Source organism: uncultured Aquabacterium sp. (genome assembly GCF_947366995.1).
Taxonomy (GTDB): domain Bacteria; phylum Pseudomonadota; class Gammaproteobacteria; order Burkholderiales; family Burkholderiaceae_C; genus Aquabacterium.
In genome coordinates, this window is sequence record NZ_CANBCC010000074.1 from 1 (window position 1) to 19953 (window position 19953).

The 19953-nt window shown below is 68.7% G+C and carries 22 protein-coding genes and 1 pseudogene; 9 read left to right on the plus strand and 14 right to left on the minus strand.

The window, feature by feature from the left end; all coding sequences use genetic code 11:
* Positions 1-577, minus strand: a pseudogene (locus tag Q0Z44_RS15580) (ATP-dependent DNA helicase); the annotation flags it as partial.
* 45 nt (positions 578-622) lie between these two features.
* Between Q0Z44_RS15580 and Q0Z44_RS15585 the strand changes: the two are divergent.
* The 4 genes from Q0Z44_RS15585 (at position 623) to Q0Z44_RS15600 (ending at position 5383) form a co-directional block, all read left to right on the plus strand.
* On the plus strand, positions 623-2146 hold the full coding sequence (locus Q0Z44_RS15585) for a bifunctional aminoglycoside phosphotransferase/ATP-binding protein (RefSeq protein ID WP_298014411.1): 1524 nt from the start codon (positions 623-625) through the stop codon (positions 2144-2146).
* Positions 2147-2196: 50 nt separating this feature from the next.
* Complete coding sequence (locus Q0Z44_RS15590; RefSeq protein ID WP_109038171.1) at positions 2197-2748, plus strand: hypothetical protein; 552 nt, start codon at positions 2197-2199, stop codon at positions 2746-2748.
* 48 nt (positions 2749-2796) lie between these two features.
* Positions 2797-4092: a cytochrome P450 gene (locus tag Q0Z44_RS15595; RefSeq protein WP_298014414.1), complete on the plus strand. Its 1296-nt coding sequence runs from the start codon at positions 2797-2799 to the stop codon at positions 4090-4092.
* Positions 4093-4195: 103 nt separating this feature from the next.
* A complete protein-coding gene (locus Q0Z44_RS15600) occupies positions 4196-5383 on the plus strand; it encodes a GGDEF domain-containing protein (RefSeq protein ID WP_298014417.1) in 1188 nt (395 codons plus the stop codon).
* Positions 5384-5434: 51 nt separating this feature from the next.
* Here Q0Z44_RS15600 and Q0Z44_RS15605 read toward each other — a convergent pair whose 3' ends face one another.
* Complete coding sequence (locus Q0Z44_RS15605) at positions 5435-5704, minus strand: hypothetical protein (protein WP_298014420.1); 270 nt, start codon at positions 5702-5704, stop codon at positions 5435-5437.
* A 163-nt stretch (positions 5705-5867) separates the two neighbouring features.
* On the opposite strand from Q0Z44_RS15605, the gene Q0Z44_RS15610 reads away from it, so the two are divergent.
* Positions 5868-6743, plus strand: a complete 876-nt coding sequence (locus tag Q0Z44_RS15610) for an AEC family transporter (RefSeq protein WP_298014422.1) — start codon at positions 5868-5870, stop codon at positions 6741-6743.
* 11 nt (positions 6744-6754) lie between these two features.
* On the opposite strand, the gene Q0Z44_RS15615 is transcribed toward Q0Z44_RS15610, so the two are convergent.
* Positions 6755-7645 (minus strand): MipA/OmpV family protein, encoded by an 891-nt coding sequence (locus tag Q0Z44_RS15615; protein WP_298014424.1) that lies wholly within the window; start codon positions 7643-7645, stop codon positions 6755-6757.
* Positions 7646-7759: 114 nt separating this feature from the next.
* On the opposite strand from Q0Z44_RS15615, the gene Q0Z44_RS15620 reads away from it, so the two are divergent.
* The 3 genes from Q0Z44_RS15620 (at position 7760) to Q0Z44_RS15630 (ending at position 9180) form a co-directional block, all read left to right on the plus strand.
* On the plus strand, positions 7760-8011 hold the full coding sequence (locus Q0Z44_RS15620) for a DUF3297 family protein (protein WP_298014426.1): 252 nt from the start codon (positions 7760-7762) through the stop codon (positions 8009-8011).
* A 20-nt stretch (positions 8012-8031) separates the two neighbouring features.
* Complete coding sequence (locus tag Q0Z44_RS15625) at positions 8032-8628, plus strand: DUF2242 domain-containing protein (protein WP_298014428.1); 597 nt, start codon at positions 8032-8034, stop codon at positions 8626-8628.
* 75 nt (positions 8629-8703) lie between these two features.
* Complete coding sequence (locus tag Q0Z44_RS15630; RefSeq protein WP_298014430.1) at positions 8704-9180, plus strand: DUF2231 domain-containing protein; 477 nt, start codon at positions 8704-8706, stop codon at positions 9178-9180.
* A gap of 12 nt (positions 9181-9192) precedes the next feature.
* On the opposite strand, the gene Q0Z44_RS15635 is transcribed toward Q0Z44_RS15630, so the two are convergent.
* The 9 genes from Q0Z44_RS15635 to glmS all read right to left on the minus strand — a co-directional run bounded on the left by Q0Z44_RS15635 (position 9193) and on the right by glmS (position 18054).
* A complete protein-coding gene (locus tag Q0Z44_RS15635; protein ID WP_298014432.1) occupies positions 9193-9999 on the minus strand; it encodes an SDR family oxidoreductase in 807 nt (268 codons plus the stop codon).
* Positions 9996-10844 (minus strand): SDR family oxidoreductase, encoded by an 849-nt coding sequence (locus tag Q0Z44_RS15640; RefSeq protein ID WP_298014434.1) that lies wholly within the window; start codon positions 10842-10844, stop codon positions 9996-9998. Before Q0Z44_RS15640 ends, Q0Z44_RS15635 begins: the two co-directional genes overlap by 4 nt.
* 62 nt (positions 10845-10906) lie before the next feature.
* Positions 10907-12067, minus strand: coding sequence for an MFS transporter (locus Q0Z44_RS15645; protein WP_298014436.1), 1161 nt, complete (start codon positions 12065-12067; stop codon positions 10907-10909).
* A complete protein-coding gene (locus tag Q0Z44_RS15650; protein WP_298014439.1) occupies positions 12064-12978 on the minus strand; it encodes an EamA family transporter in 915 nt (304 codons plus the stop codon). The genes Q0Z44_RS15645 and Q0Z44_RS15650 overlap by 4 nt, the downstream gene beginning before the upstream one ends.
* A 55-nt stretch (positions 12979-13033) precedes the next feature.
* On the minus strand, positions 13034-13822 hold the full coding sequence (locus tag Q0Z44_RS15655; RefSeq protein WP_298014442.1) for an alpha/beta hydrolase: 789 nt from the start codon (positions 13820-13822) through the stop codon (positions 13034-13036).
* A 40-nt stretch (positions 13823-13862) separates the two neighbouring features.
* On the minus strand, positions 13863-14132 hold the full coding sequence (locus tag Q0Z44_RS15660) for a VF530 family protein (RefSeq protein WP_298014445.1): 270 nt from the start codon (positions 14130-14132) through the stop codon (positions 13863-13865).
* Between the two features lie 81 nt (positions 14133-14213).
* On the minus strand, positions 14214-15203 hold the full coding sequence (locus tag Q0Z44_RS15665; RefSeq protein WP_298014449.1) for a hypothetical protein: 990 nt from the start codon (positions 15201-15203) through the stop codon (positions 14214-14216).
* A gap of 203 nt (positions 15204-15406) precedes the next feature.
* Complete coding sequence (locus Q0Z44_RS15670) at positions 15407-15895, minus strand: hypothetical protein (RefSeq protein WP_298014452.1); 489 nt, start codon at positions 15893-15895, stop codon at positions 15407-15409.
* A 275-nt stretch (positions 15896-16170) separates the two neighbouring features.
* Positions 16171-18054, minus strand: a complete 1884-nt coding sequence (gene glmS / locus Q0Z44_RS15675) for a glutamine--fructose-6-phosphate transaminase (isomerizing) (protein WP_109034510.1) — start codon at positions 18052-18054, stop codon at positions 16171-16173.
* 162 nt (positions 18055-18216) lie between these two features.
* On the opposite strand from glmS, the gene Q0Z44_RS15680 reads away from it, so the two are divergent.
* Positions 18217-18711 carry an Lrp/AsnC family transcriptional regulator gene (locus Q0Z44_RS15680; RefSeq protein ID WP_298014454.1) on the plus strand — a complete coding sequence of 165 codons (495 nt, stop codon included), beginning with the start codon at positions 18217-18219 and terminating at the stop codon, positions 18709-18711.
* A gap of 20 nt (positions 18712-18731) precedes the next feature.
* Here the strand turns inward: Q0Z44_RS15680 and Q0Z44_RS15685 are convergent, their stop codons facing one another.
* Positions 18732-19583: a J domain-containing protein gene (locus tag Q0Z44_RS15685; protein ID WP_298014455.1), complete on the minus strand. Its 852-nt coding sequence runs from the start codon at positions 19581-19583 to the stop codon at positions 18732-18734.
* A gap of 66 nt (positions 19584-19649) precedes the next feature.
* A partial coding sequence (locus Q0Z44_RS15690; protein ID WP_298014457.1) for a DapH/DapD/GlmU-related protein occupies positions 19650-19953 on the minus strand: 304 nt, incomplete at its 5' end.

Sequence of the window (19953 nt, forward strand, 5' to 3'; positions counted from 1 at the left end):
ACGCGAGCGCCTGCAGGGCCGCATCGCGGGCCACCCGGTGCGCCGCTTCCTGCGCGGCCCAGGCGGCAAACCGGCCGGCGCGGTCTGCCAGCTCGGCCTGCAGCTCGGCGGCCGAGGCCCGCTCGGTGATCGCCGTTTCCTGCTGCGTGGTCACGTCCACATAGACCAGCGCCAGCTCCACCTCGGGCAGGCCCAGCTCGGCGCACAGCAACGCCCCGTACACGCGCAACTGCGCCCGGTGCAGCGCCCGGTGGTTGGCGGGCTGGTCGTCCAGCCGGCCCTTGTGGGTCTTGATCTCTTCGAGGCGGCCGCGGGCGGCGTCCCAGCCGTCGGCGCGCCCGCGCACCGTCAGCGCGCCGATCGTGCCGCTCAACGGCCGTTCGGCCTGCCAGCCCGCGCCGCGCCGCGCGGCCACCAGCGCGTGGCCCTCCTGGCCTTCCTGCGCGGTGGGCGCGGGCGTGAAGCGCAGGTCCAGGTCGCCCATGCGCGCGGTGAAGGCGCACAGCGTGCGCACCGCGACGGTGTACGTCGGCGTGCCGGAAGACGCCGCGGGCGCCGTGTCGGGAGCGTGGGACATGACGGGCGCGAGTGTACAGTCGGGACAGATCCCGCTTAAGCCCCGATGCCCACGCCCCCACCGGCCCCTGCGCCGACCGATCCGACCGCCGAGCCCGCGCCCGACACGATCGAACGGGCCGTGCACGCGCTGCAGCGCCGCTGGCAGGCCCGCCTGATCGAAACTCACATCTCGTGGGTGCTTCTGGACGGCACCCACGCGTGGAAGATCAAGAAGCCCGTGCACCTGCCGTTTCTCGATGCGCGCACCACCGCCACGCGGCGCGCGCTGTGCGAGGCGGAATGCGCGCTGAACCGGAGGCTGGCACCCACCCTTTACCTTGATGTGCGCGATGTCACTGGCTCATCTGATGAGCCTGGCATCGACGGCGCAGGCCGGGTACTCTCCCCCGTGCTGCGGATGCGGCAGTTTCCGCCAGGGTGCCTGTTCACAGAGCAGGTCGCCGCCGGCACGCTGGCGGAAGCCGACATCGACCACCTGGCGCACCGGCTGGCGGCTTTTCACCTGGCGGCCCCTGTGGCCTCGGCCGAGCGCGCGTGGGGCACCGCCGAGCAGCGCGCGGCCACATTGACCGAAGTGCTTGGCAGCCTTGCGCAGGTCGATGTCGAACACACGGCCCGGGTGGCCGCACTGCAGCGCTGGGCCACCCAGGCTATTGCCACATTGCGCCCCGTGTGGCGTGCCCGGCGCGAGGCAGGTCACATCCGCGAGGGCCATGGGGACCTGCATCTGGCCAACCTCATCCGCTTGCCGGACGGCGAGGTGACGGCGTTCGACTGCATCGAGTTCGACCCGGCACTGCGCTGGATCGACCCGATCACCGACATCGCCTTTGCCGTGATGGACCTGGCGGCGCACGGGCGGGCCGACCTCGGCTGGCGGCTGCTCAACGCCTGGCTCGATGAAACGGGCGACCACGAGGGCGTGGCCGTGCTGCGTGCCGACCTGGTCTACCGGGCCATCGTGCGGGCGCTGGTGGCGCGGTTGCGCACGCCGGGCGGGCGGCTCGACGCGCCGCCCGACGGCCCAGACTACCTGGCGCTGGCCGAGCAACTGACCCACCCCGGCCGACCCACGCTCACCATCACGCACGGGCTGTCGGGCTCGGGCAAGAGCCACCAGGCGCTGCGCCTGCTGCAGACTACCGGCGCCATCCGCCTGCGAGCCGACGTCGAACGCAAGCGGCTGTTCGGCCTGCCCGCGCTGGCGCGATCCCGCGAGCATGTGCCCGGCGGCATCTACACGCCCGAAGCCACGCAGCGCACCTATGCGCACCTGATGGACCGCGCCGCCGCCCTGCTGCAAGCCGGCTGGCCCGTGATCCTGGATGCGGCCTTTCTGCGCCGGGCCGAACGTGTGGCCTGTCGCGCGCTGGCCGACCGGCATGGCGCCACCTTCCGCATCCTGCATTGCGAGGCCCCACCCGAAGTGCTGCATCAGCGCCTGGCACAGCGGGCCGCGCATGGGCAGGATCCATCCGAAGCCGATGCCAGCGTGCTGGCGCAACAGCAGGTGTGGGCCGAGCCGCTCACCGCCGACGAACAGGCCAGCGTGACCCGGCTTCCCTGAGCACCGAGCGGGCACACCGTTTGCCGCCAGAGGGACAGGAGGACACCACCATGCGATGGCAACAGGCCCTGTTCGGCGAACGTTCGCTCACCAAAGTGGCCGGTCTGTTCGTGGACCGAGCCAGTGCAGAAACCGCCGCCAGTCAGCTGGTGCAGGGGGCGGGCTTCAGCGCGCCGCAAGTGCGTCTGCTAGGCCCCGAGGTCGGCAACCTGCGCGACCGCGATCTGCTCGCGCGCCAGGTCGAGCCCGAGCAGGGTGGCATCTGGCGCACCATCCTGCGCGCCCACCTCACGCTGGGCCTGCTCGGCGGTCTGGCCGGCACGCTGCTGTTTGCAGGATGGTGGCTGTCGGGCGCAGCCGCCATCCGCAGCACCCCGTTCATGGCCTGGGTCAGCATGGCTGGCTTCGGTGCCACGTTCGGCCTGCTGGTGGGCGGCCTGCTGTCGATGCGGCCTGATCACGGGCGCGTCATCAGCCGGGTGCGCCGCGCGTTGCGCCACGGCCGATGGGCGGTGGTCGTGCACCCCGTCGGCCCCGAGCAGACGCGCCTGGCCCTGGCCCGCTTGCGGCCCATCAGCCTGCGCGTGGTCCGCAGCTTCTGACGTGGGGCACGCCGGTTGCCGGCAGGGCGGGCACGCCTTCCTTCTGCCATGCGCCCTGCCTCGAATCCCCCCACCCTGCCCGCCGGCACCGGCATCCCCAAACTGCCCGCGTGGGACAGCACCCTGGCATGGCGCGCCGACCCGTATCGCTTCCTGGGCCGCCAGGCTGCGCTGCTGGGCAGCGATGTGTTCGAGGCCCGGTTGCTGCTCCAGCCCACGTTGTGCCTGACCGGCGCCCAGGCCGCCCGATTGTTCTACGACGACACCCTGTTCCAGCGACAAGGGGCCGCGCCCCATGCCCTGGTGAGCACGCTGTTCGGCCAGGGTGGCGTGCAGGGGCTGGACCACGCGCAGCATCGTCACCGCAAGGCGCTGTTCATGGCGATCACGGCACCCGAACGCCTGCAGCGGCTCGCCGAACTGGTGCGCCGCGAATGGCTCGCCAGCCTGCACGACTGGATCCTCTCACCGCCCTTCTCTCTGTACCGGGCCTTGCAGCCCGTGCTGGCGCGCGCGGTGTGCCAGTGGGCTGGCGTGCCCCTGGCCGATGACGACCTGCCCAAACGCACCGCCCAGCTCGTGGCGCTGTTTGATGACGCGGCCGCGGGTCCTGTGGCCAACCTGCATGCGCGCTGGGCCCGTCGGCAGGCCGAGGCCTGGCTCACACCGCTGATCGAGGCGGCCCGGTCAGGACACACCCGCCTGCCCACCGACACCGCGGCCCACGCCATCAGCACCCACCGCGATCTGGAGGGCCACCTGCTACCGGCCCGCGTGGCCGCCGTGGAGCTGCTCAATGTGTTGCGGCCCACAGTGGCCGTGTCCGTCTACATGACGCTGTTGGCCCACGCGCTGCACACGCACCCGGTCTGGAAGAGCCGGCTGGCGGGGTCGGCCTCCGGGCCTGATGCCATGGGCTTCGTGCAGGAGGTGCGGCGCCACTACCCCTTCTTCCCGGCGGTGGCCGCCCGGGTGCGTGCCGATTTCGACTGGCAGGGGCTGCACTTTCAGGCCGGCCGCCGCGTGCTGCTCGATCTGTATGGCACCGACCACGACCCGCGCAGCTGGCCCGGGCCCGACACCTTCTCGCCGGAACGCTGGGCTCGCCCCACGGCCCCGTCCGGCGCCTTTGCCTTCGTGCCCCACGGTGGGGGCGATGCGAATGTGCAGCACCGCTGCCCCGGCGAAGACCTGACGGCGAGGCTCATGCTGGTGGCCCTTGACATGCTGCTGCACGTGATGCGCTTCGATCTGCCGCCACAGCACCTTGATCTGCACATGCGGCGCCTGCCGGCGCTGCCCCGCTCGGGCTTCGTGATCGAACGGGTACGCCGCATCGCCTGATCGGCCGAGGGCCATGGAGCCACTTCACGCTGGTCGATGAACGGCTCCCGTCCTATGATGTCGACCGCCCGGCATCGTCCGGGTGTTGTACCGCCCCCCCCTCATGCATCTTGCAGTTCACCACGCCGACATCGAACGGCGCGTCCGTCACCTCTGGTCGCCCATTCCGACCGCCCTGCTGCCGGCCTTCCACGCGCACCAGTTGCAGCACGCGCTGCGCTTCCTGCTGATGTGCAAACTGCTCGGGCATGCGGCGTACTTTTCGTATGTGGTGGCCGACCACCTCGCGGTGCCGGACGTGGCCCGGACCTCGCTGCTGATGCGATCGGCCTTCCTGGCAGCCACCTTGCCGGTCTGCCTGGCGCTGTTCCGCTGGTGCAAGAACGTGCGGGTGCTCGACCTGCTTCTGCCGCTGCAGGTGACGATCGCCGCCGCGCTGTGGTTCTGGCTGCTGGGGCAAAGCCGCAGCCCGCTGGTGGGCACCTACCTCTATGCGTCGGTCATCTTCATCGTGCTGGCGAACCTGGGCGTGCGGGTGCGATTCGTGCCGTCCCTCATCACCTCGCTGGCGATCACCGCGGTCATCCTGAACGGCGTGGTGCGGCTGCACCCGGAGCAGCCCGATGCCGTGATGGTGTTTGCCCTCGTCTACCTGCCGGTGCTGTTCTTCAGCGTTTACATCAGCTGGAGCAACACGTTGCAGGCGCGGCGCAACTTCCTGCGGTCGCTGCTGGACCGCGGCACGCGTGATGCGCTGGCCACCGCCAACGAGCGGCTGCAGACCCTGGCGGCCACCGATGCGCTGACCGGCATCGCCAACCGAAGGCAGTTCGATGAGCGGGCTCAGGCCTACTGGGCGGCGCGGGCACAGCAGGGCCACCACTTTGCCGTGCTGCTGGCCGACATCGACTATTTCAAGCCCTTCAACGACCAGAACGGCCACCCGGCAGGGGACGCGTGTCTGGTGCAGGTGGCGGCCATCCTGTCGGCAGCGACACGCGAAGGCGAAGCCCTGGTCGGTCGCTATGGTGGTGAAGAATTTGCAGTGTTGTTGTCCACCGACCGGCCTGCGGTGGTGCACCAGGTGGCGCAACGGCTCTGTCAGGCCGTGGCCCAGCGGCAGATGCCGCATCCCCATCGTCCCGATGGGCTCGGGATCGTGACGCTCAGCCTGGGCGGCGCCCTGTCATCGCACCCTCAGGCCACCTCGCTTGAGGCCCTGATGGCGCTGGCTGACAGCCAGCTGTACGAAGCGAAGCGCGCGGGGCGCCACACCCTGCGCATCGCCTGACCGCCCGCCAGGCCGCCCCGCAGGGCGACGTGACGGGCGGCTTCAAGCCACTCAGCGTTGCTGGTCGTTGCGGCCTTGTTGGCTGCCTTGATTGCCACTCTGGTTGCTGCCCTGGTTGCCACCCATGTTGCCGCCTTGCTGCTCGCGCTGCGAGCCCGGGATGTCCTGCTGTTGCTGGCCCGGATTCTGGCTTTGCTGCCCCGGCTGCTGCTTGCCCGGCTGGTTCTGCTGGCTTTGCTGCTTCTGACCCTGGCCCTGCTGACCTTGCTGGCCGCCTTGCTGCCCCTGGGTGTTGGTGATGTCGTTGCGATTCTCAGCCATGGTGTTTCTCCTGACATGCCGGCGAGATTGCCGGCTATGAACAGTTCGGCAAGTCGCGTTCCCGCCCTTTTGCGACGACGTACCCACCCGGGCTGCACCCGTGACGGCAAACATTGCCACCCCTTGCCGACGGGCGCCGTGCGCACAGTGAACAATGCTCGCCATGCTCGAACGCATCGTCGCCATCCTGTTCCCGCTGTTTGCCATCACCGCGCTGGGCTTCGTGGTGGGCCGGCGCCTGCGGCCCGACCTGAGTCATGCCAACAAGCTCAACATGGACGTCTTCACACCCGCCCTGGTCTTCTCCGCGATGGCGAGCAAGGACTTCCATCTGTTGAGCTTCGGCCCGCTGCTGCTGGCCGCTGCACTGCTCATCCTGGGCTCGGGCCTGGTCGCCTGGGCCGCCGCCCGCCTGACGGGCACGGCGCCGCGCACACTCGTGCCACCGATGATGTTCAACAACTCAGGCAATCTGGGCCTGCCTCTGGCCGTGCTGGCGTTCGGCGACACGGCCCTGGCGCCCGCCGTGGCCATGTTCGTGGTGGCCAACCTGTTGCACTACGGCTTCGGCACCTGGTTGCTCGACCGCGACGCGCGGCTCCTCACGATGTGGCGCACCCCCACCATCCTCGCGGCGCTGGCCGGCATCGCCGTCAGCGTCTCGGGCCTGAGCGTGTGGCCGCCCCTCTTGACCGCCATCCGCATGGTCGGCGAGATCGCCGTGCCGCTGATGCTGCTGAGCCTGGGCGTGCGTCTGGCCGCCTCGCGCATTGAGGCGGTGCGCTTCGGGCTGTTCGGTGCGGCGCTGCGCCCGGTCAGCGGCATGCTGATCGCATGGGTGCTGATTACGTTGATCCCGCTGCCGCCCATGCAGCAAGCCCTGTTGCTGGTGTTCGGCTCGCTGCCCCCGGCTGTTCTGAACTACATGTTCGCCGAACGCTATGAGCAGGAGCCGGACAAGGTGGCCTCGGTCGTGCTGATCGGCAACGTGGCGGCGCTGGTGTCGCTGCCGGTGGCCCTTGCGATCGCGCTGCGCTGAGCCCAGCGCGCTCAGTCGTTGCCGGTGGCGCTCGAGCGCATGAAGGTGTAGATGAAACCCAGGCCCACCGTGCCCCCCGTCGTGCGGCGCACCAGCGGGCTGTCTTCGTTGGCCGCGCCCGCCACGGTGTCGAGCCGGGCAAAACCGAACACACGCCAGTCGGTGCCCAGCGGGCGTGACATCGAGGCACCCAGGCGCCAGGCCACCAACCCCGGCTGGGCCCGGTAGGCCGGCCGATCGGGCAGCACCTCGCCGGGGCGCACCTCGTAGAAGGTCGATGCCAGCCGCTGATCGGCAAACACTGCGCCAACGCTCGCGCCGTACAACCACCCGCCCAGCGTCCGGCGCTCGAAGCGCAGTTCCGGCTCGAACGCCAGGCCGCGGTGCGCGGCCCCGTCGCTCAGGTCGAACACGCCCCGCACGGGCAGATCCAGGCGCCAGCGCCCACCGCCCGGCCCGGCGCCCAGAAACCACTTCAGCCGCGGGCCGAATTCGACCAGCGTGCCGAGGTCGCGCATGCCGTTGCGGGCGTCGATGTCGCGCGAGCGCGACCCGAACGATGCGGCAAAGCCGACGTCCAGTTCATAGTTCTCGGTCTTGATCGCACGCAGGCCGGCGGTTTCACGGTCGGCCCGCAGGAAACGGCCGCGGTACACGAAATACGGCAGCACCAGTCCGCGGCGAACCTGCTGCTCGGCGCCCGGGTAGGCTTGCTGCGAGACCCCGATGCCGGCCGCCCCCAGTTCCCACAGCGGCCGCAGCCCCGGCCCGGCGGGCGCATCGGCGCTGCCCGTGCCGGACACCTGTGCCGCGGTCAGCAGCGGCGCCCCACACAGAACCGTCAGGGCAGCCCAGGCCTTCAGCGGCACGGCAGGCAGTGATCGGGCAGAACGGGCAGACATGGGCGCTCCGGAAGGCTTCATCGCGACAACCTTACCCCATGCCGGGCCCCCTGTGCCCACCGTCGGCAGACAGCCCTACACTGAGGCCTTTTTCGTCATCCGTCCGATCTTTCCATGAGCGACAACCACGCTGAACGCCCCGCCCTGCCCGACCATCTGGCCGTCGATCCCCGCAGCCCGCACCACGACCGCGCCGTGCTGGCTCACGACATCGGCATCCGTTTCAACGACAAGGAGCGGCATGACGTCGAGGAATACTGCATCAGCGAAGGCTGGGTCAAGGTCGCAGCCGGCAAGACCGTGGACCGCAAGGGCCGCCCGCTGCTGATCAAGCTCAAGGGCAAGGTCGAAGTCTTCTACCGTTGACGGCCACGCTGCTGCACACCGTGCCGGTCTCTTCTTTTCCTCGCCCCCGCGTGGGCCTGCTGACCGCGCTGCTGCTCGGCGCCGTGGCGCTGTCGGGCTGCAGCGCGCTGCAACGCAACAAGCCCTACCCGCCGCAGGAGCGCTTCGCGTCCGGCGAAACCTTCTCGCGCCTGTTCGACGCCCCACCGGCAGCGGTGTGCCGCTCGGCCCGGCTGGCCCTGCTCAGCCAGGGCTACCTGGTCACGGTGAACGACCCCGCCCTGGTCGAGGGCAAGAAGAACTTCCAGCCCGATGTCGGCTCGCACATCGAGATGATGATCCGTGTGGTGTGCGTGCCCGATGGCGATGGCGCCATCAGCATGGCTTTTGCCGCCGCCGTGCAGGAGACCTACACCGTGCGCCGCGTCAGCAACTCGGCCAGCGTCGGCGTGGGCTCGGTGGGCTCGCTGTCGGTGCCGTTTGGTGAAACGAGCGAAGGCCTGACCCGGGTGGGCAGCCAGACCATCCAGCTCGGCGAGTTCTACGACCGCCTGTTCACGCTCATCAAGAGCTACATCGCGATGGACAGCGTCCCGGCCGCGGCCGCGTCCACACCGGCCACCACGCCATCACCCTGAGTCCCGCGCAGGCGCATCGGGAACACGGCTTGCCGCAGTTCCCAGACATCCTCGCCAACGCAAAAGGGCATCATCATGGAAGCCAGAGCCAAGTTCCTGGGACACCCCGTGCACCAGATGCTGATCGCCTTTCCGCTCGGGCTGCTGGGCGGGGCCGTGGCCTTTGATCTGCTGTACTGGGCGTTGGATCGGCCCGTGATGGCCGATGTGGCCTACTGGACCATGGCCGGCGGGCTGCTGGGCGGACTGGCGGCCGCGCCCTTCGGCTTCATCGACTGGCTGGCCATCCCCAAGGGCTCACGCGCGCGCCACGTCGGGCGCCTGCACGGCCTGGGTAACCTCGTGGTGATGGGGTTGTTCGCAGGCAGTTGGTGGGTACGCCATCAGCAGACTGACCACGTGGCGCTCACCGGCACCGCGCTGTCGCTGGCCGGCGTGGCCCTGGCCCTGGTGACGGCCTGGCTGGGCGGTGAACTGGTCAGCCGCCTGGGCATTGGCGTGGCGGACGTGGCCAACGTGGACGCCCGAAGCTCACTCGATGAGCGAGCCTGAACCCACAGGCGATCAATAGCCCGCCAGCAGCGCCGTCACGCGCCGGTTCATGAAGCCAGGTGACAGCTTCGACAGGAGCGCGAACACCTTGGTCTGCAGCCCCACGTGCGTGTGCACCGGCAGGTCCGCGGCACGCCCCGTGGCGAGCTTCAGCACGGCCTGCGCCACTTCATCGGCCGACAGCCGCACGCCCAGGCGCGACACCGTCTTCATCTGCGCCACATCGTTGCGCACCATGGCCGTGTCCACGAACAGCGGCAACAGGTCGACCACGCGGATGCCCTGCGAGTGCCATTCGATGTCCAGCGCCTCGGTCAGGCTGCGCACCGCCGCCTTCGTGGCCGAGTAGGACGCCAGCATCGGCTGCCCGTACAGCGCCGACGCCGAACACATGTTGATGACGCGGCTGCCGGGCGTTCGCTTCAGATAGGCGTGCGCCGCATGGCAGCCATTGAGCACGCCCTTGAGGTTGACGTCGATGACCGCATGGTGGCGCGCGATGGCGGAGCCCTCGAACGGCGCCGTGGCCGAAATCCCGGCGTTGTTGAACAGCACGTCGAGCCGCCCGCCTGCGGCCTGCCAGAAGCCCGCCAGCGCATCGGACCACGCCGCGGCATCCGCCACGTTCAGGCTCACGGCATGCGCCTGACGCTCGCCGATCTCGCGGGCCAGCGCTTGCACGGCCGCCTCGTCGACGTCACTGAGCCCGACGAACCAGCCGGCGCGTGCCAGCCGCAAGGCCGTGGCTCGCCCGATGCCCGCAGCGGCCCCGGTGATGAAGGCGGCCGGGCGGGAAGACACGGGCGAAACGGGGCTCATGCGGCACCTCCAGCTTGCAGTCGATCAAGTTGAAACCGCCTGGACAGCATCCGGTCGAGCCAGCGCACGGGCAGCCAGCGCGCCAGGAAAGGCAACAGGGTGCTCTTGGGGCCCAGGCGCACCACCGGCGGGCAATCGGGCCGCGCCAGTTGCTCCACCAGCAGGCGCGCAAAGGTGTCGGCCGGCATGGCATCGGCCTGGCTTTCCTGGGCGCGGCCCATCACCCCGGCCTTCACGGCCTGATACGGCGAGTCGGGCGCCAGGTGCACGCGGTGGGCGGCCGTGTCGCCAAAGCCCGAGCGAATGCCGCCCGGCTGCACTGTCACCACCCGCACGCCCAGCGGCTGCAGCTCCATGCGCAACGCGGTGGAGGCCGCATTGAACGCCGCCTTGCTCGCGCAATACGGGCCCGCAAACGGCGTGGTCAGCACGCCCGACACGCTGCTGATGTTGACCACCAGCCCGCGCCCGCGCGCCACCATGGCCGGGGCCACGGCGCGCGTCAGGGCCAGCGGCGCAAACACGTTCACATCGAACTGGCGCTGCCATTCTTCGGCCGGCACATCCAGCATCGGGCCCATGGCGCCATAGCCCGCGTTGTTCACCAGCGTGCCCACCCGCAGGCCCTGTTGCGCCAGATCGGCCAGCAGCGCCGTCACGGCGGCCGCGTCGGTCACGTCCAGCGTGCGCGTCATCAGGCCTTCGCGGGCCAGGTCTTCCAGCGTTTCGGCGCGGCGCGCGGTGGCGCACACACGCTGGCCCTGCTGGTGAAAGGTCCGTGCCAGGGCCTGGCCGATGCCGGATCCGCAGCCGGTGATCAGCACCACTTCGTCACTGTGCTTCATGAGGGGTTCCATCTTTTGCAGCAGCGCATTCTGCGGGCGATCGCCGCGCCTGCCAGCCGGGGCTAACGCGAAGCCGACTGCGCTGCGAGTGCCCGGCGCGACGCCACCGCCAGCACCAGCGCGAAGCCCACAACCTGAGCCAGTGCCACGCTCAATGTGGCCGTCTGCGCCACGAAGCCGATCAGCGCCGGCCCGCCCATCATCCCGAAATAACCCATGGCCGACACGAAGGCGATGCCGGCCGCCGGCGCCACACCCGGCACCTGCGCCGCCGCCACGAACAACAGCGGCACCACATTGGCCAGGCCCAGTCCCACCAGCGCGAACCCGGCCAGCGCCAGCCACAGGTTCGTGGCCAGCAAGGCCGCCGTCATCCCGAAGGCGGCCAGCAGCGCGCTCGCCCGCAACAAGCGTGGCGCCGGCAGGCGCGCCCGCACCCAGTCGCCGCCAAAGCGCCCCGCCGCCATCGCGCCGGAAAAACTCGCGTAGGCCCAGGCCGCACTGCCCTGGTCCACCTTCAGCCCGTCGCGCACATACAGCACGCTCCAGTCGTACATGGCCCCCTCGCACAACAGGCCCAGGGCCGACAGCACGCCCAGCAGCACCAGCGGCCCGTGGCCCCACTGGAACCGCGCATCACCGCCCGCGGGCGCCACGCCACGGGCCATGCGGTGCGCGCCCCATGCAGACAACGCCCAGCACGCAAGCGCCGAGACCCACAGGTGATGCTCGGCCGCCATGCCGGCCCGCAAGGCCACGGCCCCCAGCCCCGCGCCCACCAACCCGCCCGCGCTGAACAGGCCATGGAAGCCGCTCATCAACGGGCGGCCCGCCTGCTGCTCGATGTCGTTGGCGACCACGTTCATCGCCACGTCGAAGGTGCTGGACACCAGCCCGAACGCGAACAGCAGCGCCAGCACCCAGGCAAAGTCCTGCCCCAGCAGCAGGGCGGCAACGGCCCACGCCCCGGTCGCCCCACCCACGAACAACACGCGCCGCGGGCCGAAGCGGGCAATCACCCGGCCCGCCTGCGTGAGGCCCACGCACGCGCCCAGCCCGGTGGCCAGCATGGCCATGCCCAGAGCCTGTTCGCCCACGCCGTAATGGGCCTTCACCGTCGGGATGTGGACACCCCAGGTGGCGAACAGCGCGCCTGCGGCAAAGAACAGCGCCCGCACGCCGGCTGGTGCGCCATGGGGCAGATCCGGTGTCGCCTGGGTCATCGGCTGTCAGCCCCGGTGGATGAAGCCGAAGCGGCCGATGAGGCTGCGCCCAGCGCACTGCCGGCCGATGCGCCCACCACACACGCAATGGCCGCCCACTGCAAGGCACTCAGGCGTTCGCCCAGCATGAAGAAGCCCACCAGCGCCGCCACGGCGGGCGAGGCGCTCACCACCAGCCCGAACACATGGCTGGGCAGGCGCCGCAAGGCCACCATCTCCAACGAGTACGGCGCCGCGCTCGACAGCAAGGCCACGGCCAGCCCCGTCAGCAGCACACCGGGGGCCAGCAAGGCCGCGCCCGCATGGGCCACGCCCACCGGCACGGTGAAGGTGGCCGCCACCAGCATGCCCCACGCGGCCGCCTGCCCACCCGGCAGCGCCGACGCCCGCTTGCCGAACACGATGTACAGCGCCCAGCAGACCGCCGCCGCACCGGCCCACATCACGCCGATCGGATCCAGCCCCGTGGCCCCGCGAATCGGCAGCAAGGGCATCAGGCCGACCACCGCCAGCGCCACCCACAGCCCATCACGCGGGCGGCGCGAGCCCAGCATCGCCACGGCCAGCGGCCCCGTCACCTCGATGGCAATCGCCACGCCGATGGGAATGCGCGCCATCGCCTGGTAGATGCACAGGTTCATCAGCCCGAGCATGGCGCCATAGGCGATCAGGTCGGGCACCACGCGGCGGCCCGGCCAGGTGCGCCACGGCCGCCACACCGCCATCAGGATCAGCGCGGCCAGCGACACGCGCAATGCCGTCACGCCTTCGGCGCCCACCTGGGCAAACAGCCCCTTGGCCGACGCCGCGCCCACGTACTGCGACAGCAGCGACGCCAGCAGACAGCCCAACGGCCCCGCGACGGAAGAAGAAGCTGACGAAACAGGGACGCGTGCGGCGCTGGAACTCATGCGGCCGATGCTAGCCGAGGCAACCGGCCCTCCGGGTGGAAGGCCCTGCCCCGCGTCAGCCCGCCAGGAAGCGGGCGATGCGCTGGGCCATCGCGTCGGGCTGCTCGCGGTGCGGCACGTGGCCGGTGGCCGGCAGGATGTCGGTCTGCACAGGGCCGCGGCTGTGCTCGCCCACGCGCAGGGCGTGCGCCGGGCTGCCGAACTCGTCGTCTTCACCGTGGATGGCCAGCGCGGGGCACGTGATCTGCGCCAGCACGCCATTCAGCGTCCAGCCGGCAAACTCCGGGTCGAGCCAGGTGCCGATCCAGGCATCGAGCACCCAGTCCGCCTTGGGGCCGTGGTAGCGCGAGATGCGATCCACCTGGGCCGGATCCGAAAACTGCACCTTGGCGGCCCGCACGCCGTCCAGCGTCTTGTCTTCCACAAAGGTCTGCGCGGCGATGCTGATCAGCGCCTCGCACTCGGGCGTGGTGGCCGCCACATTGATGGCCATGCCCCCACCCACGCTGTGGCCCAGCACCGCAAAGCGGCCCACACCCAGCTGCTCGCGCACATGGGGCAAATACAGCCGAGCCTCTTCGGCCACGAAGTCGTGGCTGGGCCGGGCCGGGCGCGCGTCCGAGCGGCCGAAGCCCATGCGGTCGTACGCGACCACGCGGCGGCCGGTGGTGCGGCTCAGCAGCTCGGGGAAACCGCGCCACAGCTCGATGCAGCCGAGCGAATCGTGCAGCAGCACCAGCGGCACGCCGGTTTCAGCGCCCTCGGGCGGCGTCCACTGGCGAGCAAACAGGCGGCCTTGCGGGTGGGTGATCCAGTGGTCGGAAACGGTGGGGTTGAAGGACATCGGAAAACCTGTACTGCGGATCAGGAGGGAGGCGGTGCCGTCAGGCCTGGCCGCCGCGCGAGCGCCACCACGTCTCGACGTAGAGCGCCTCGACCTTGGCCCGCGCCCACGGCGTGCGCCGCAGGAACTTCAGGCTGGACGCCACGCTCGGGTCATGCGTGAAGCAGCGGATGGGAATGAGGTGCCCCAGCTCGGCCCAGCCGTAGTGGTCGGCCAGGCATTCCACGATGTGCTGGAGGGTGGCGCCGTGGAGGGGGTTGTGGGGTTGGTTGTCCATGTGTTCGGTCGCGAGGAACGAGAATTGGAACATGGCCGGCCATCATGCGGCGCGATACGCGTCGAGTAACACCTGCGGGTTCAAAGCGACGACCGGCAGGCTCTTTGCCAGACCTTACTTCGCCGATGAGTCGGCATTGCGTGGCGCCGGCATCTTGAAGCATTCCACGATCCGCAACTGCTGAAGATGGGATGTCGTGTTTCCGGCTTTGAGGTCGCGTAGCACCACGGGCCTGAAGAGCGCAGGCCCCCGCTTCACCAATACCGCCCGCTCCTGCGACGAGGTGAGGTACAGCGCCTTAATGAAGGGCTCCGCCCGCATGGCAAGGGACCTCTCGTCTGGCGTCAACTCACAGAAATTGGCTGGCCCGGCGTCGAACTCGAATACCACAGCGGCCAGCAACAGGTTTCCCAAGCGCGAGCTTGGCAACTGCAGCACGGCATGGCCAGCGCCCCATGTACCGATGAAGCCGCACAAGGCCAGCAAGAACAAACCTACTTTGGCGTGGCCCCGCCTAGACCTCACCATGGGCCCCCACAGAAGCAAGAACTCGAAAAGAGATGCCGCCAGCAATAACAACACCCCGGCGACCAGGCACAACAAGAAGGATGTGGCCGCGAACAGGGCACCTCCGCTGTTGACGGCGCTCACGCCCGTAAGCTCGCCCACCCATTGATTGGCATACCCCTTGGCAATAAACCCCAGGTAGACCGGAAGAGCAATCAAGCTGAGCTTCAGGAGCGTGTCATGCCACAAAGAGCGGACATAGGGCAGTTGTAGCAGCAACGACAACGTCAGCGCTGATACGAAAAACGCATAGCCCAACAACAGGCTTGCCAAGGCCAGCAGCGACAAGGGCTCGCGGATAAACAGGAAGAATGCCACCGCGCCTCCGAACTGGAACGCTACCGTCGCCCATATCCGGACAGGGGACAGCGCCAACAGTTGCCTTCGGGAAAAGCGCCGTAAGGAAAAGAAGGCATGGCGGAACGCAGATGGGGCGTGCCGAATTGCAAGCAGGACAGCGAAAGCGTTGAGCGCGGTATAGGCCATGGCGAATACGAACAACCCAGCCAGTCCTATCAGCATCAAAAGTGTTTTCATTGCGCGAAGACGTCACATTCACAAGACGGGCTGGAGCACACCGATGCTACGCTGTTAGTTATCACGAGGTGGATAACGCAGCCTCGGAATGGCTTCAGAACAGATTCGAAAGCCATACCTCATTTATCCGACATAACACCGAGATTCCGCCCATATGCTGCGATTATGGCCATTCGCACCTGATTGCGAGCAACTGAAACCGATCAGGCCGACCAGCTCCTTGGCGAATGCATGTCACTTTGCCACCGCCAATTTAGCACACAGCACATCAATCGACCACGTATATCGTATGCGTCGACCTTCGCTGCAAGCCCCGTTCTTAGGATCGTTTGCTTCAGCTTTTCGTTCTTTGCCTCTGCCAGGAGCTCGGCCACTTTTCCCTTGCTATCGAACTGCTGAAGGGTTCCATAGAACTCTTTCAGGTCAGTATCACCAAGCTCGGCACCATCTTTTGTCCTAGTCTTTGCTTGAATAATAAAAACAACTTCGGAAACATCATCAACATAGATCGCGTCGACGCCTTTGTCATGCTTGGCATCTACGCAAGCATCGTCTGCATCGATCTCTTCCAGGCGATAAATGTGCTCCAAAAACCACCTGATAAAACGGCCAGAGAAATCCTGAGCCCGCTTCTCATACGGTTTAAGGTGATGTTCGGAGAACACATTGTGGTTTAGATCGACCGCCTTCATTGATGTTTCCTTGTTGGCGAGGAACTGATTGCGCGGCCAGGCCACCCCTATGTCGCGCTCAGTGCTGTATCGTATTCGCTTTAGGTCGATTGCCGCCGCTTTGCCGAATCAGTGAGGGGGAGGGGCTACACCCCGCCTGTGGCTGCCCATCAAGCATCTGCCCGGCTAAACAGATTTCGGAATCGCTCGCCACAAAACAAAGAAGCCGGCGCCCCCCGCGAGGCACCGGCTTTCATCCCCTTGTGGGGGTCAGATAGCAGGGCAATCCACCACCCTCACTCCACCGTCACACTCTTCGCCAGATTCCTTGGCTTGTCCACATCCGTCCCCCGTGCACACGCCGTGTGATACGCCAGCAACTGCAGCGGCACCACGTGCAGGATCGGTGACAGCGCGCCATAGTGCTCCGGCATGCGGATCACGTGGATGCCCGGCTCGGCCTGGATGTGCGTGTCGCCGTCGGCGCACACGTACAGCTCGCCGCCCCGCGCGCGCACTTCCTGCATGTTGCTCTTGAGCTTTTCCAGCAGCGCGTCGTTCGGGGCCACGGTCACCACGGGCATCTCGGCGGTCACCAGCGCCAGCGGGCCGTGCTTCAGTTCGCCGGCCGGGTAGGCCTCGGCGTGGATGTAGCTGATTTCCTTGAGCTTGAGCGCGCCTTCCAGCGCGATCGGGTAGTGCAGCCCGCGGCCCAGGAACAACGCGTTGTCCTTGCGCGCAAAGGCTTCGGCCCAGGCCATCACCTGCGGCTCCAGCGCCAGCACGGCCTGCAGCGCGGCGGGCAGGTGGCGCATGTCCTTCAGGTGCTCGGCTTCGGCTTCGGGGCTCAGTTGCCCGCGCAGCTTGGCCAGCGTCAGCGTCAGCAAGAACAGGCCGGCCAGCTGCGTCGTGAAGGCCTTGGTCGAGGCCACACCGATCTCGGCGCCCGCCCGCGTCACGTAGGCCAGCTTGCATTCGCGCACCATGGCGCTGGTGGCCACGTTGCAGATGGTCAGCGTGTGCTCCATGCCCAGGCTGCGCGCGTGTTTCAGCGCCGCCAGCGTGTCGGCCGTCTCGCCCGACTGGCTGATGGTCACGATCAGCGTGCGTGCATCGGGCACGCTGTCGCGGTAGCGGTACTCGCTGGCAATCTCCACATTGGTCGGGATCTTCGCGATCGACTCCAGCCAGTACTTCGCGGTCGAGCCCGAGTAGTAGCTCGTGCCGCACGCCAGGATCAGCACGCGGTCGATCTGGCTGAACACGGCCTCGGCCTGCTCACCGAACAACGTGGGCGTGATCGCCTCGACGCCCTCGAGCGTGTCGGCAATGGCGCGCGGCTGCTCGAAGATTTCCTTCTGCATGTAGTGGCGATACGGGCCCAGCTCGACCGCGCCGCTGTGCGCCGTCACGGTGCGCACGGGGCGCTCGGCGGCGTCCACGCGCTGGTGCTCGGCGCTGCCGGGCGCGCGGTGTTCGATCCAGTGGCGGCCGGGCTGCAGGTCGACCACGTCGCCCTCTTCCAGGTACACGATCTGGTCGGTCACGCCGGCCAGCGCCATGGCGTCCGAGGCCAGGAAGCGCTCGGTGTCGTCCGCGCCGCCCACGCCCATGATGAGCGGCGAGCCCTGGCGGGCTCCGACCACGCGCTGCGGTTCGTCGCGGTGGAACACGGCAATGGCGTAGGCGCCGGTCAGGCGCAGCGTGGCGGCCTTCACCGCGGCAAACAGGTCGCCGTCGTACAGGTGGTCGACCAGGTGGGCGATGACCTCGGTGTCGGTCTGGCTCAGGAACACGTAGCCGCGGGCCTGCAGTTCGGCGCGCAGGGCTTCGTGGTTCTCGATGATGCCGTTGTGCACCAGGGCCACGCGGCCAGGCTTGGTGTCGGCCGCATCGGCGCCCGGGCCGTGCGAGAAGTGCGGGTGGGCGTTGTGAACGGCCGGCGCGCCGTGGGTGGCCCAGCGGGTGTGTGCGATGCCCAGCGGGCTGTCGATGCCTTCGTCGCGCGTCTGGGCGGCCAGTTCGGCCACGCGCTCGGTGCTGCGCGAGCGGCGCAGCGCGCCATCCTGCAGCACGGCCACGCCGCACGAGTCATAGCCTCGGTATTCCAGGCGCTTGAGGCCCTCGACCAGAACCGGAACGATGTTGCGCGCCCCGACGGCGCCGACGATGCCACACATATCTCGATGCTCCTGCGCGTTGTTGCGCCTGGAGACGATGCTAGCGCGGGTCACGTGGTGTTTTCTTTCGTTTTGATGCTGTTTTCGGAACCGTAAACCACCGAATATTCGATGAAAACAAAAGGCACCAGATAATCGATCCTGATGAAATAATCTCTCATCATGAGCGCCATCGACCTCGACGACACCGATCTCCGCCTGCTGCGTTTGTTGCAGGACGATGCCAGCCTGTCCAACCAGGCGCTGGCCGACCGGGCCGGGCTCTCGCCCGCGACCTGCCACCGCCGGGTGCGCCGCCTGCGCGACGAGGGCGTGATTGAGCGCGAGGTGGCCATCCTGTCGCCCGCGCACATGGCCGAGGCGCTCGGTTGGGGCCTGAGCGCGCTGGTGGAGATCACGCTCGATCTGCAGACCGCCGAGGCGCTCGACGCCTTCGAGGCGCGCGCCGTGCAGGAGGCCACGGTGCAGCAGGTGTGGCGGGTATCGCCGGGGCCGGATTTCGTGCTGGTGGTGCAGGTGGCCGACATGCCGGGCTACCAGGCGCTGGCGCAGCGGCTGTTCACGGCCGAGCACCGCGTGCGCACGGTGCGGGCGTTCTTTGCCACCAAGCGGGCCAAGTTCGGCACGGCCTGGCCGGTGCCCGACAAGGTGCGCTGAACCCGCGCAGCCGGGCTGCTTCAGGGCGCCGACGCAGCGAGTTCGGGCGCCAGCGGGTCCACCAGGTGCGCCTCGGTGCGCAGGCGCAGGGGCTTGCCGTCGAGCATGTGCTGGGCCTCGGCACGGACGGCGGCCGGTGTGCGCGGCGCCCCGGCCGGGCGATCCAGCAACGGCAGCACTTTCAGCAGCTCCTCGTCGCTCATGCGCGAGAGTTCTTCCACCGTCGGCGCGCGGCGCCCGGCCAGCACCTCGGGGGCGGCCGGCGGCGCGCCGGCCGTCTGCGCGGGGGCCACAGCAGGCGGCGGCTCTGCCTCTGAGGTGGCTGCGGCCGTGGTGGTGGCCGTGGCCGCGCGCACCGGGGCCGCGTCCCCATAGCCCTGCGCCGGTTGCGCAGGTTGCGCCAGGTAGTGGTCCGACAGCGCCCGGTCCATCTGGCTCTGCGTCTTCACCTGCCACACCCAGGCGCCCAGCAGCGTGCCCAGCAACAGCAGGGTCACACCGCCACCCAGGGCCAGCCGCGGCGAAGGCGGCCACCAGCGCGGCACCTCTTCGACGCGAGGCGCCAGCCAGTCCATGTCCACACGGGTCGCCGGGCCCTGGCGGGCCTCGTCCTCGTCGTCCTGATCGGGCTCCTTGGCCACAGGTTGCAGGCTGGCGTCGTAGCCGGCCCGTGCGTGCGGGTCGATCAGCACCTCGTAGGCGGCGTTCAACGCCACCATCTGCGCATGCACCTCGTCCCCCGGGCCCTTTGCGCCACCGTGGCGATCGGGGTGCAACCGCGCGGCCAGCACGCGGTAGGCGGCCCGGATGACCTCGGGCGGCGCATCGGGCGCCACCTTCAAACGCTGGTAATGGGTCAAGGGCGAGGACATCCTGGGTTACTTCACTCGGGCACGCGGCATGTTAGCGGTTGAAACCGCGCCGGAACATCGCCTGAATCAGCGCTTCGTTTTCTGGGGGCGAACCCATCCCGACAACGACACCTGCTTGGCCCGCGCCACGGTCAGCTGGCCGGCCGGCGCGTCCTTGGCAATCGTGCTGCCGCCGCCGATGGTGGCGCCGTCACCCAGGGTGATCGGCGCAATCAGCACGCAGTTCGAGCCCACGTGCACGTCGTTGCCAATCACGGTGCGGTGCTTGTTGGCGCCGTCGTAGTTGGCCGTGATCGAGCCGGCACCGTAGTTCACGCGCTCGCCCACGGTGGCATCGCCCAGGTAGGCCAGGTGGTTGGCCTTGGCGCCG